The 12,398-nt window shown below is 63.8% G+C and carries 11 protein-coding genes and 1 pseudogene; all 12 read right to left on the reverse strand.

Features of this window, described 5'->3' with window-relative positions:
* Positions 1–10 precede the first annotated feature (10 nt).
* Positions 11–1,234, reverse strand: a complete 1,224-nt coding sequence (gene dxr / locus ABR948_RS06430) for a 1-deoxy-D-xylulose-5-phosphate reductoisomerase (RefSeq protein WP_428114774.1) — start codon at positions 1,232–1,234, stop codon at positions 11–13.
* A gap of 5 nt (positions 1,235–1,239) precedes the next feature.
* On the reverse strand, positions 1,240–2,088 hold the full coding sequence (locus ABR948_RS06435; protein WP_428114777.1) for a phosphatidate cytidylyltransferase: 849 nt from the start codon (positions 2,086–2,088) through the stop codon (positions 1,240–1,242).
* Complete coding sequence (locus tag ABR948_RS06440) at positions 2,085–2,843, reverse strand: isoprenyl transferase (protein ID WP_428114779.1); 759 nt, start codon at positions 2,841–2,843, stop codon at positions 2,085–2,087. The genes ABR948_RS06435 and ABR948_RS06440 overlap by 4 nt, the downstream gene beginning before the upstream one ends.
* Before the next feature lie 99 nt (positions 2,844–2,942).
* Entirely contained in the window at positions 2,943–3,506 is a 564-nt protein-coding gene (gene frr / locus ABR948_RS06445; RefSeq protein ID WP_428114782.1) for a ribosome recycling factor, read from the reverse strand.
* Positions 3,507–3,576: 70 nt separating this feature from the next.
* Positions 3,577–4,293 (reverse strand): UMP kinase, encoded by a 717-nt coding sequence (gene pyrH, locus ABR948_RS06450; protein WP_428114784.1) that lies wholly within the window; start codon positions 4,291–4,293, stop codon positions 3,577–3,579.
* Between the two features lie 69 nt (positions 4,294–4,362).
* Positions 4,363–5,292: a translation elongation factor Ts gene (gene tsf, locus ABR948_RS06455; RefSeq protein WP_428114787.1), complete on the reverse strand. Its 930-nt coding sequence runs from the start codon at positions 5,290–5,292 to the stop codon at positions 4,363–4,365.
* 121 nt (positions 5,293–5,413) lie between these two features.
* Complete coding sequence (locus ABR948_RS06460; RefSeq protein WP_428114789.1) at positions 5,414–6,415, reverse strand: 30S ribosomal protein S2; 1,002 nt, start codon at positions 6,413–6,415, stop codon at positions 5,414–5,416.
* A 278-nt stretch (positions 6,416–6,693) separates the two neighbouring features.
* Positions 6,694–7,428: a carbonic anhydrase gene (locus ABR948_RS06465; RefSeq protein ID WP_428114791.1), complete on the reverse strand. Its 735-nt coding sequence runs from the start codon at positions 7,426–7,428 to the stop codon at positions 6,694–6,696.
* 55 nt (positions 7,429–7,483) lie between these two features.
* A complete protein-coding gene (gene dnaE / locus ABR948_RS06470; protein WP_428114793.1) occupies positions 7,484–11,020 on the reverse strand; it encodes a DNA polymerase III subunit alpha in 3,537 nt (1,178 codons plus the stop codon).
* Positions 11,021–11,426: 406 nt separating this feature from the next.
* Positions 11,427–11,621, reverse strand: a complete 195-nt coding sequence (locus ABR948_RS06475) for a hypothetical protein (protein ID WP_428114796.1) — start codon at positions 11,619–11,621, stop codon at positions 11,427–11,429.
* A gap of 187 nt (positions 11,622–11,808) precedes the next feature.
* Positions 11,809–12,045, reverse strand: a complete 237-nt coding sequence (locus ABR948_RS06480) for a hypothetical protein (RefSeq protein ID WP_428114799.1) — start codon at positions 12,043–12,045, stop codon at positions 11,809–11,811.
* Between the two features lie 240 nt (positions 12,046–12,285).
* Positions 12,286–12,398, reverse strand: a pseudogene (locus tag ABR948_RS06485) (ABC transporter); the annotation flags it as partial.

Here is a 12,398-nt window from a genome sequence, read left to right on the forward strand (position 1 = left end):
CCCCAACGCTCTAGGATGCCTTTAAGGCAATTTGAGGCAAGAGGGTGACCGCTTTATTTCGCGCATTATGGTCAACGGCGATGGCATCGTCGGCGGAGGTCAGGGGCGCCAGGTTGCCGGAGCGTATCCAGGCGTCCAGGGTTGCCTCGACCAGCCGGGCAATGGCGCCAAATCTGATCTTGCCGGCGATGAACGCCGCCACGGCCACCTCATTGGCCGCGTTATAGACCGTGGTCGCACCGCGGCCGGTCCGCAATGCGTCGTAAGCGAGCCGCAGCCCCGGAAAGCGGTCGAAATCGGGAGCTTCGAAGGTCAGTTGCCCGATCTTGGCAAGATCAAGCTTTGCCGCCGGGCCAACGATACGGTCGGGCCAGCCGAGGCAATGCGCGATCGGCGTGCGCATATCGGGCGTGCCCAATTGCGCCACCACCGAGCGATCGGAAAACTCGACCATGCCGTGGATGATCGACTGCGGGTGCACCAGAACGTCGATCTCATCCGGCGCCAGCGCAAACAGATAGGAGGCCTCGATGACCTCGAGCCCCTTGTTCATCATCGATGCGGAATCGATGGTGATCTTCTGCCCCATGCTCCAGTTCGGGTGTTTCAAGGCCTGTGCGAGCGTTGCCTGCTCGATATCGGCGCTGGCCCAGGTCCGGAACGGTCCGCCCGATGCGGTGATGATCACGCGGACCAGTTCTTCCCGGTTGCCGGATCCCAGCGCCTGGAACAGCGCGTTATGTTCGGAATCCGCCGGCAGAATACAGGCTCCGGCCTTTGCCGCGCGCTGCATGAAGAAATCACCGGCGCAGACAAGGCATTCCTTGTTGGCCAATGCCACGCTGGCACCGCGATCGACGGCCGCGAGTGCGGGCTTCAACCCGGCTGCCCCGCTCACGGCGGCCATCACCCAATCCGCCGGACGGGCCGCGGCTTCGATAATAGCGCTTTCGCCGGCGCCGCATTCGGTGCGTGTCCCGGCCAGCGCATCTTTCAGCTCGGCGAGGCGCGCGGGATCGGCGATGGCCGCAAAGCGCGCGCCGAATTCCTTCGCCAGCTTTGCCAGCGCCTGCACGTTGGTATTTGCGGTCAACGCTTCGACCCGGTAGCGGTCGCGCGCAGCCCTCAGCAAATCCATTGTGCTGTCGCCGATCGAGCCGGTGGCCCCCAGCACGGTTACCGAACGCACGGCAGGTGCCACGGCCTTATTGTTACGCAACGGAACTGCGCTCATGTTGTTCACCAAACCATAAGACCGCGGCCGACGCCATCCACGCCGTCCCGCAAAAATCCGAAAATTGCCGCCACAACGATCGCCGCGACGAAGCCATCCAGTCGATCCAGCAGGCCGCCGTGCCCGGGAATGATGTGGCTGGAGTCCTTGACGCCGAACCGGCGTTTCACGGCGGACTCGAACAGATCGCCCAGCTGGGACGCGACCGAGAGCGCCGCGCCCAGCAGCAGAATCGGTCCGGTTTTGCCAAGACCCAGCGCCGCAAATCCGGCGGCAACGACCAGGCTCGCCGCAAAGCCGCCGACGGCACCTGCCCAGGTTTTCTTGGGACTGACCCGTGGCCAGAGCTTTGGCCCGCCAATGCCGCGGCCGGCAAAATAGCCGCCGATATCGGTCACCCATACCACCAGGAGGATCAGGATCAGCGCCGCAAATCCCTTGGTTTGATCCAGCCGCACCAGCACCGAAGCGATCTCGGCGGCGGCGGCGTAGAGAAATCCCGCCGCCGTCCAGCCGCGGCGCTCCGACGAGAGCAATGCTACGCCGGCCAAGCCGACAACGAGTGCAAGCAAGGCGGCATCGATCCGCCCCATTGCCAGACAAAGTCCGGATATCGCGAGCGCGACAATGCCGGCCGCCACCACGCGCGTTTCGTGCGATGCCCGAACGATGGTCAGCCATTCGACGTAAAGACCGATCGACGCCAGCGTCGCCAGAACGGTCCACAGCCACCCGCCGGCATAGGCGATCGCAAGGGCGAGAGGTGCCAGCACCAGCGCGGCGATCACGCGCATCAGAAGATTGTGCGCCCCCTGCTCGACGGCAGCCGCCGGTGCGGCGTCGCCCTCGGTCACGATCCGGTTTTCGCGGCCAGACCGCCGAAACGGCGCTCCCGTCTGGCATATTCGGCAATCGCCCCCTCAAGCGCGGCCTTGTCGAAATCCGGCCAGTGAATCGGCACAAACACGAGTTCGCTGTAGGCCGCCTGCCACATCAGGAAGTTTGATAGCCGCTGCTCTCCGCTGGTGCGGATGATCAGGTCGGGATCGGGAATATCGGGCGCGTCGAGGTATCGGCCAAGCGCATCGGCATCGATCGACGCCGGATCACGTTTTCCCTCCGCGACCTCCTGCGCCAGCCGCCGCGCCGCATGCGCGATTTCCTGCCGCGATCCGTAATTGAACGCGACCACGAGATTGAGCCGGACATTGTCGCGCGTCAGGTCTTCGGCTTCTTTCAGCAGCACGCAGATATCCGGTTCCAATCCCTCGCGTTCGCCGATCACCCGGACCCGGACGCCGTCGCGATGCAGCGTCGCCAGATCGTTGCGGATGAAACGCCGCAGCAGGCCAAACAGATCGCCGATTTCGGTCGCGGGACGCGACCAGTTTTCCGAGCTGAAGGAAAAAATCGTCAGGTACAAAATGCCGAGTTCACTTGCGGCGCGAACGACGCGGCGCAACGCCTCGACGCCCCGGCGATGGCCTTCCGCGCGCGGCAGACCGCGGGCCGCCGCCCAGCGCCCGTTGCCGTCCATGATGATCGCCACATGCAACGGACCGTCGGTTCGATCCGGTCCTTCGGTTGCAGGGGCAGCGGCGTTCGACATCGATCAATCCTTCAGCGCATGATCCGCAACAGCAGAAACCGGTTTCAGCGAACAAACGCCTTCGTTCTTTCTCGGACCACGCTCAAACAAAAAGATAGCCTAGACGGTGAGGATTTCCTTTTCCTTGACCGCAAGCAACTGATCGATCTCCGAGATCGTCCCGTCAGTCGCCTTCTGCACATCATTGGCCAGACGTTCCTGATCGTCCTCGGAAATCTCGTGATTCTTCTCAAGCTTCTTGATCGTATCGAGGCCGTCGCGGCGGACATGCCGAACCGCGACCTTCGCCGCCTCGGCATATTTATGCGCGACTTTCACCAGTTCCTTGCGCCGATCCTCGTTGAGTTCGGGAATTCGCAGCCGAAGCACCTGGCCTTCGGTGGCGGGGCTTAAGCCCAGATTGGAATCGACGATCGCCTTCTCCACGGCCTTGACCATCGACTTGTCCCATACCTGCACCGAAAGCAGGCGCGGCTCGGGCACGCTGATGGTCGCAAGCTGGTTGAGCGGCATATGCGTACCATAGGCATCGACCTGCACCGGTTCCAGCATCGAGGCCGCGGCGCGGCCGGTTCGTAAACCGCCCAGTTCGTGCTTGAGAGATTGCGTGGCACCCTGCATGCGGCGCTTCAATTCGTTGATGTCGAAACTATCCGTGGGCATACGCTCTTCCTCCTGAAAACTTGTCGACGAGGCCGCCAGCCTTTCGCGCGCTCGGCGCCTTGAAGGCCGCTCAGCCCTCGACGATGGTGCCTTGGCCGGTGCCGCGCAAGATCGCACCGATCGAACCCGGCTCGGCGATCGAAAACACGATGATAGGCAGCGACGTCTCGCGGGCAAGCGCGAAAGCGGTCGCGTCCATCACCTTGTAGTTGCCTTCGATCGCCTGGGAATGAGTCAAACGGTCGAATCGCTTGGCGGAGGCATCCTTTTTGGGATCGGCGCTGTAAATGCCGTCGACGTTGGTGGCCTTCAGCACCGCCTGGGCGCCGATTTCGGCGGCGCGCAATACCGCCGTGGTATCGGTCGTGAAGAAGGGATTGCCGGTTCCGCCGCCGAGCAACACGATGCGGCCCTCGGCGAGATATCTGTGCGTGGCGCTTCGGGTGAATAGCTCCGAAATCTGCGGCATGACAAACGCCGACAGCGTGCGCGCGGGCGCTCCGCGGCGTTCGATCGCGGCCTCGAGCGCGAGGCAGTTCATCACGGTGGCGAGCATGCCCATGGTATCGCCGGTCGGCCGGGAGACGCCGCGCGCGGATACTTCCACGCCGCGGACCAGATTGCCGCCGCCGACCACAACCGCGATTTCGATGCCCAATTGCTGAGCCTCAATCAGGTCGCCGGCGACCCGGTCAATGGTGGGCTGGTCCATGCCGGACGCGTGCGGACCGGCAAAATATTCGCCCGAGAGCTTGATCACCACGCGACGATAGATCGGCTCAGCCATTGCGAATCGCTTTCCCTAACCCACCCGGAGGCTCCCGGAACAAACCGGCCGAAAGCACTGTTCGGACGGCTATTTCTGGCCGCTTACCGCCGCGACTTCGGCTGCGAAATCGGTTTCCTGCTTCTCGATTCCCTCGCCCAGAGCATAGCGCACAAATCCGGTAATCTTCACAGGGCCGCCGACTTTGCCCTCAGCTTCCTTGAGCACCTGCGCGATCGACTTGCCGTTGTGCTCGCCATGGACCGAGGCCTGCTCCAGCAGGCAGACTTCCTTGTAATAGGTCTTCAAACCGGACTCGACGATCTTTTCGATCACGTTCTCGGCCTTGCCCTGCTGACGGTATTTGTCTGACAGAACGTCCTTTTCGCGCTTGATGGCGGCGGGATCGAGCCCCGCCGGATCCAGCGCCTGCGGATTGGCGGCGGCGACATGCATGGCGAGTTGTTTGCCGAGCGCGGCCAGCTCGTCGGTCTTCCCAGATGATTCGAGCGCCACGATCACGCCCATCTTGCCGGCGCCCTCGATGACCGCGTTATGCACGTAGCTCGACACCACGCCCTTGCTGACTTCGAGTGAAGCCGCGCGGCGCAACGTCATGTTTTCGCCGATGGTCGCGATCGCATCCGCAATGGCGGTCTGAACCGTCACACTGCCGACCTTCGCGGCCTTGATCTTTTCGACGTCGGCGCCAACTTCGAGCGCGACCTGCGCGATCATCTTGACCAGTCCCTGGAACTGGCCGTTGCGCGCCACGAAGTCGGTTTCGGAATTAACCTCGACCACCACGCCCTTGTTGCCCGACGTCACCGCGCCGATCAGGCCTTCCGCAGCGACGCGGCCGGCCTTTTTGGCGGCCTTCGACAAGCCCTTCTTGCGCAGCCAGTCGATCGCCGCCTGCATGTCGCCGTCGTTCTCGGCCAGCGCCTGCTTGCAGTCCATCATGCCGACGCCAGTGGTCTCGCGCAGGTCCTTGACCATCGCCGCTGTGATTGTTGCCATTGATGTACGTCCTCTGCCTGTCAGGGCGGACACGGCGCAGCCCTGTCGCCTCGCCGCCGTCCACCACCAGGAATGCCGTCAATTGGAAATTGCTGGCCGGGATGTTCCGGCCAGCGCGTCGCTATTCGGCTTCCGCCGTCATCGCCTTGGCCTGGGCTACCCAGCCATCGGCCCGGCTCGGCAATCCGACCTCTTCGCCGATCTTGTGCGCGGTGTCGTGATCGAGTTCGGCCAGCTGCCAATAGTGGAAGATGCCGAGATCGTTGAACTTCTTTTCGATCGCGCCGGACACGCCGATGAGCTTCTTGAGATCGTCGGCGGCACCTCGCGGCCCGGCCAGGCCCTGGAAGCCCGTGGGCTGCGGCGCAGCCGCCGGAATGGCCTCGCGGACGGGATGTGCTGACGCGCCGACATCCATCCCTGAATCGCCCTGCGCGCGCGAAATGCCGTCGATGACGGCGCGCGCGATCAGATCGCAATACAGCGTGATGGCACGGCCGGCGTCGTCATTGCCGGGCACGACATAGGTGATGCCCTTGGGGTCGGAATTGGTATCGACGATCGCGGCGACCGGAATATTGAGCCGCTGGGCTTCCTGGATCGCGATGTCTTCCTTGTTGGTGTCGATCACGAAGATCATGTCGGGCAGGCCGCCCATGTCCTTGATGCCACCCAGCGAACGGTCGAGCTTGTCGCGCTCGCGCTGCAGCGTCAGCCGCTCCTTCTTGGTGTAGGCATTGGCATCGCCGGAATTGAGCACTTCATCGAGATGCCGCAGCCGCTTGATCGAACCGGAAATCGTCTTCCAGTTGGTCAGCGTGCCACCGAGCCAGCGCGAATTGACGAAATACTGCGCCGAACGCTTGGCGGCTTCGGCGACGCCGTCCTGCGCCTGCCGCTTGGTGCCGACGAACAGGATACGGCCGCCCTTGGCGACGGTATCGCTGACGGCCTGCAGCGCGCGATGCAACAGCGGCACGGTCTGGGCCAGATCGATGATGTGGATGTTGTTGCGCGCACCGAAAATGAAATCCGCCATTTTCGGATTCCAGCGGTGCGATTGGTGACCAAAGTGAACGCCAGCTTCAAGCAGCTGACGCATAGAAAAATCGGGAAGCGCCATAGTCTAATTCTCCGGTTGGTTCCTCCGGAAACGTGTGAGCAAACGAGCCTTATGGCCCGGTTGCCACCGGACGGCCTTGTGAGCCATGTTTCCGTGTGAGATGGCGCGGTATATAGCGGGATTTCCGGCAGAAGCAAGGAAATCCGGGGCTTATTGGCCGCCCTTGGCCGGGTAAACCGGACCCCACAACGGCAAATCCGGGGCGCGGCGGCTCAAATCCCGCCGAGAGCGCCGTTTTGCGCCTCGATTGAGGGTTTGGCCGCCAGATCGGCCAAGCCTCAGGTCACCATATCGACTCGGCCATCCCCGAGCCGATAGATGCCGCCGGCGACCTTGAGTTTGCCCTGCTCGACCGCGGCGCTGAGGATCGGCGTGGCGGCGCTCAATTTGGCGACATTGTCGACCACGTTCTGCCGGATCGCCTTCGAAAGCGTATCGCCGCCTTGCTGCGATACCGCCTTCACCGCCGGTGCAATACCGGTGACCAGCGACGGCATGTGTCCCGGCAGCGTCGTGTCGTCCTTGAGGGATTTGATGGCGGCATCGACCGCGCCGCAGCTGTCGTGCCCCAGCACCAGAATCAGCGGCGCATTCAATACGGCGACGGCATATTCCAGGCTGGCGATGCTTTCGGTGTTGGCGAAGTTGCCGGCCACGCGGCAAACAAACAGATCGCCCCGGCCGCTATCGAAGGCATATTCGGGCGCGATGCGCGAGTCGGCACAGCTCAAGATGGCGGCGTAGGGATTTTGACCTGACGCCAGCGCCTCCCGTTCATGTTTGAAATCGTGACGCAGCGACACGCCCTCGACGTAGCGCGCATTGCCTTTCAACAGACGTTCGAGCGAAGCAGCCGGCGATAATACATTCTGCGGCTTCGGCGGCGCTTTCTTTTCCTTGGCGCCGGCCGCGTTTGCGAACAACAGCCCTACGGTCGACGCAGCCCCAAAAAGCAGGTTGCGTCGCGAGGGTCCGAACCGATGGAATTTGTTTTGGCGGCACAGCTCGCACATGGGAACCTCCAGCCGGTGGTACAGATTGTTCTTACCACAAGTCTCGCCCAGAGCCCTACAGCGTCTGCACGTCCACCACGCCCGAGACCGCCTTGATCGCGCCGGCGATTTGCGGCGAGACCTTGAAGCGGCCCGGCAGCTTCATTTCGACTTCGGTTTCGAGGTCCAGCATCATCACCAGCGACACGTCGCCGTCGGCGCCGCCTGAAGGCGCGGCAGCCGGTTTGGTCGGCTGCGGGCCACGGGCCGCACTACCCTGCCCTGCCTCGGGCATCTGCAGCCGCTTGGCGATGGATTCGAGCGGCTTGGTGTCGCGCACGAAGATGCGCAGCCCCTTCTGGGTCTTGGCCGCGGCGTCATCCAGCGGCTCGGCGTGCAGCACCCGGGCGCGGACATCCTCGCCCTGCAGTTCGGCGCCGAGTTGCAGCAGCACCGCCGCACCGGGTTCCAGCACCTCGCGATACTGGGCCAGCCCTTCGGAAAACAGCACGGCTTCGAAATGGCCGGTCGGGTCGGACAGCCCGATGATGCCCATCTTGTTGCCGGTCTTGGTGCGCCGCTCCATCCGCGACACCACGGTCGCGGCGACCTTGCCCGCGGTCGCGCCGGTTTTGACCGCGCGCGAAAATTCCGCCCAGGACTGCACCCGCAGCCGTTTCAGCACGGTGGCATAATCATCGAGCGGATGGCCGGACAGGAAAAAGCCGATCGCATCATATTCGCGCCGCAGCCGGTCGGCCGGCAGCCATGGCTCGACCTGCGGCAGCATGATGGTCGGCGCGTCGGCGGCGCCGCCGAACATGTCGTTCTGCCCCACGGTGGCGGCCTCATGGCTGCGCTGGCATGCCGCCAGGATCGCCTCCGAGCCCGCGAACACCCGGGCGCGATTGGAGTCCAGCGTGTCGAACGCGCCGGCCGCCGCGAGACTCTCGATGACGCGCTTGTTGATCGCGCGCGGATTAACCCGGGCCGCGAAATCGGCCAGTGAGGTGAACAGCCCTTCGCGGCGCGCCTCCACGATCAGCTCGACCGCTTGCGGGCCGACGCCTTTCAAGGCCGCCAGCGCGTAATAGATGGTGCCTTCGCTGACCTCGAAGGTGGCGCCGGAGCGGTTGACCGAGGGCGCCTCGACCTTGATCCCGAGCCGCTGCGCCTCGGCGCGAAACTCCGACAACTTGTCGGTGTTGTTGAGGTCAAGCGTCATCGACGCCGCCAGGAATTCGACGGGATAGTGCGCCTTCATATAGGCGGTGTGGTACGACACCAGCGCGTAAGCCGCCGCGTGGCTCTTGTTGAAGCCGTAATCGGCGAATTTTGCCAACAGCTCAAAGATTGTGTCGGCCTGCCCTTTCGGCACGCCATTCTTGACCGCGCCGGCGATGAAGCCGGCACGCTGCTTCTCCATCTCCGAGCGGATCTTCTTGCCCATAGCGCGCCGCAACAGGTCGGCTTCGCCGAGCGAATAGCCGGCCATGACCTGTGCGATCTGCATCACCTGTTCCTGGTAGATGATGACGCCGAAGGTCTCCTTCAGGATCGGCTCGAGCATGGGGTGCAGATATTCCGGCTCTTCGTCGCCATGCTTGCGGGCGCAATAGGTCGGAATGTTCGCCATCGGGCCCGGGCGATACAGCGCCACCAGCGCGATGATGTCCTCGAAGCGGTCGGGCCGCATGTCGACCAGCGCGCGGCGCATGCCCTGGCTTTCAACCTGGAACACGCCGACCACATCGCCGCGCGCCAGCATCTGGTAGCTGGCGGCATCGTCGAGCGGCAGCGTCGTGAGATCGACCTCGACCCCACGCTGCCGCAGCAGTTTCACGGCGGCATCGAGCACCGTCAGCGTCTTGAGGCCGAGGAAGTCGAATTTGACGAGGCCCGCGGGCTCGACCCATTTCATGTTGAACTGGGTCACCGGCATGTCGGATTTCGGGTCGCGGTAGAGCGGCACCAGCTCGCTCAACGGCCGGTCGGCGATCACGATACCCGCGGCATGGGTCGAGGCGTGGCGGGTCAGGCCCTCCAGCCGCTGCGCGATGTCGAAGGCGCGCGCCACCACCGCATCCTCGTCGCGAAACGCCTGCAGCTTCGGCTCGCTCGCGATCGCCGCCGCCAGCGTCACCGGGGCTGCGGGATTCTGCGGCACCAGTTTGGTCAGCCGGTCGACCTGCCCATAGGGCATCTGCAATACGCGTCCGACGTCGCGCAGCACCCCACGTGCCTGCAAAGTGCCGAAGGTGATGATCTGCGCCACCTGATCGCGGCCGTAGCGCTGCTGCACGTAATCGATCACCTCGCCGCGCCGGTCCTGGCAGAAGTCGATGTCGAAGTCGGGCATCGACACGCGTTCGGGATTGAGAAAGCGCTCGAACAGCAGGCCGAACCGGATCGGATCGAGATCGGTGATGGTCAGGGCATAGGCGACCAGCGATCCCGCGCCGGAGCCGCGGCCCGGCCCGACCGGAATGCCTTCGGCCTTCGCCCATTTGATGAAGTCCGCGACAATCAGGAAGTAGCCCGCGTAATTCATGCGGGTGATGACGTCGATCTCGAAGGCCAGCCGCGCCCGGTAGTCTTCCTCGGAGGTGCCCTGCGCGAGGCCGTGAACCCGGAGCCGGTAGCTCAGGCCTTCCTCGGCCTGACGGTGCAACTCCGCGGCCTCGTCGCTTTCGGCGGCGGCGGCTTTCGAGCCCGCGCCGACCGTGAAGCGCGGCAGGATCGGCTTGCGCGTGACCGGGCGGAACGCGCAGCGCTCCGCGATCTCGACCGTGGAGGCCAGCGCCTCCGGAATATCGGCAAACAGCACCGCCATTTCGGCGCGGGTCTTGAACCGGTGATCGGGGGTCAGCTGCTCGCGGTCGGTCTCGGCGATGAGCCGCCCGCCGGCGATGCAGAGCAGCGCGTCGTGGGCCTCGTAATCATCCGCGGTCGCGAAATAAGGCTCATTGGCCGCGACCAGCGGCAGTCCCTTGGCATAGGCCAGATCGACCAGCGCGGCCTCGACGCGGCGTTCCTTGTCCAGCCCGTGGCGTTGCAGCTCGATGTAGAGCCGGTCACCGAACAGGCTCGCCAGCCGGTCGCAGCGAACAGCCGCCAGCGCCGCCTGATCGGCATGGATCGCCAGCGAGATCGGCCCCTCCGGGCCGCCGGTCAGTACAATCAGGTCCTCTGCGTCCCCTTCCAGCCATTCGAACTTGATGTGCGGGGATTGATGGGTCGGGGTTTCGAGGAACGCCCGCGAATTCAGCCGCATCAGGCTGCGATAGCCGCGTTCGCGCGCCGCCAGCAGCACGATCCGCGCCGGTCCCGCCGCCAGCGCATTGCGCGCGCTCGGGTCCTGATCGCCGAAATCGACCGCGAGCTCGCAGCCGATGATCGGCTGGATGCCGTAGCCCGCCATCTTGTCGGAGAATTCCAGCGCCCCGAACATGTTGTCGGTGTCGGTCAGCGCCAGCGCCGGCTGCCGGTCCGCCTTGGCCAGTTCGCCGAGCTTCTGGATCTTGATCGACCCCTTCAGCAGCGAATAGGCCGAATGAACGTGGAGGTGAACAAATCCGGCATTGGACGGATTTGCCGAAGACTTCTGCGTCATGGACGTTGGCAATCGCTGGACCTGAGGAAGCGCCAGGCGGCCTTCTCAAAGGCCGACTCGCCCCTCAATGGTGAGGCCTCGGACGGGATGAGTCCACGCGGAACGCGCCCTTGCCGCCCGCCGTCCTGCTTTTCCCCAGGCTGGACCCGGTTCGAGCGCCATGCCCCGGCGACCTCAGAGCTGGGGCAGCAACTGCGCCCAGACCGCGATCATCCCGACAAACAGCGCAATCGACGCCAGCGCCGCCGCTTCTTCCACAAAAATCCTCAACATGCCCGCCTCCTGCTATGTGAACATAGAGGGAACATTGTTCCTTTTTTGTTCTCGCAGTCAAGGGGCGGTAGTGGGTCAGTTTGAAAAATGACCCTCTAAAAAAATCCTTTGGTTAATGCGGGCTCCCGGCCCGTCAAGGTCCCGAGGACGCTTCGGAAGGATCGATATCCGGCCGGTTCAACAGCAGCAAAAACAGCGCGCGTTCACCGGCATATTTGGCGGCGGCGCGGCTGTTTTCCAGCCCGCCCAATATGACCTTGCCCTCGCGGTCGCATAATTGCCATTCCCACGTGGACCGCCTGCGATTGTTGATCACCACTTCGAACATGATGATGGCGGCTATCGCTATCCCGGCAACGCGGCCTTGAGGCGGATCAAATCCAACAGGGCTTCGCTGCCAAAATCAAACCGAACCAATGCCGGAGGGGCGGCCGGTTCGGCTTTGGCGAGCACCGGCGATGTCGGCTCGCCCCCCCGGGCATTTCTGGGTCACTTGTCCGGGTCACTTGTCCGGGTCACTTGGGTCTGCGAAGTCGTTTGCCGAAATATTCCGTCGCCACCACCAGCCCGATAATGGCGGCAGCGATCAGGGAGGGCGTGCGAATCTCCTGGCGGGTGAGGCCGAGGTCGTCGTGGGCGACATAGGCCAGCAGAGAGGCCGTCGCGACGGCGGTGCCGACGGCGAACCATCGAGAGATTGCTACTCCCTGGGGATCCTGAGATTCCATCCCCGGAATATGCACCCGAGCCACCGAGCTTTCCAGCCCGGACATCCGCCATGATTAAATTGATTGGAGCGTTTTCGGGCCAACGGGTCGCGCGTATGCGCGCCCGATGACAGGCTCCGTGGACACCGGTTCGCGTGAAGAAAACGCGCCAAAACAAAAGATTAAGGGCCCGGTTCTAATTCAATCAGAACCGATAGGGCTCTAGGAACGCAATTCAGGAACCTTGGGACGCGGCGGATCAATTGGGAAATGACCCAACCCCGGCTACTCCAGCTCGACGACTTCGCCGTCCACCAGCGACACCCGCCGGTCCATCCGGCCCGCCAGTTCCATGTTGTGGGTCGCGATCAGCATCGCCACCCGCGTCGCCCTGACCA

The sequence above is a fragment of the Bradyrhizobium sp. genome (assembly GCF_050014615.1).
Taxonomy (GTDB): Bacteria; Pseudomonadota; Alphaproteobacteria; order Rhizobiales; family Xanthobacteraceae; genus Bradyrhizobium.

Coding starts and splice junctions, on each gene's coding strand:
- tsf (WP_428114787.1), bottom strand. CDS start 5,292: ATGGCAACAATCACAGCGGCGATGGTCAAGGACCTGCGCGAGACCACT.
- dxr (WP_428114774.1), bottom strand. CDS start 1,234: ATGAGCGCAGTTCCGTTGCGTAACAATAAGGCCGTGGCACCTGCCGTG.
- ABR948_RS06460 (WP_428114789.1), bottom strand. CDS start 6,415: ATGGCGCTTCCCGATTTTTCTATGCGTCAGCTGCTTGAAGCTGGCGTT.
- pyrH (WP_428114784.1), bottom strand. CDS start 4,293: ATGGCTGAGCCGATCTATCGTCGCGTGGTGATCAAGCTCTCGGGCGAA.
- ABR948_RS06475 (WP_428114796.1), bottom strand. CDS start 11,621: ATGTTCGAAGTGGTGATCAACAATCGCAGGCGGTCCACGTGGGAATGG.
- frr (WP_428114782.1), bottom strand. CDS start 3,506: ATGCCCACGGATAGTTTCGACATCAACGAATTGAAGCGCCGCATGCAG.
- ABR948_RS06440 (WP_428114779.1), bottom strand. CDS start 2,843: ATGTCGAACGCCGCTGCCCCTGCAACCGAAGGACCGGATCGAACCGAC.
- ABR948_RS06465 (WP_428114791.1), bottom strand. CDS start 7,428: ATGTGCGAGCTGTGCCGCCAAAACAAATTCCATCGGTTCGGACCCTCG.
- dnaE (WP_428114793.1), bottom strand. CDS start 11,020: ATGACGCAGAAGTCTTCGGCAAATCCGTCCAATGCCGGATTTGTTCAC.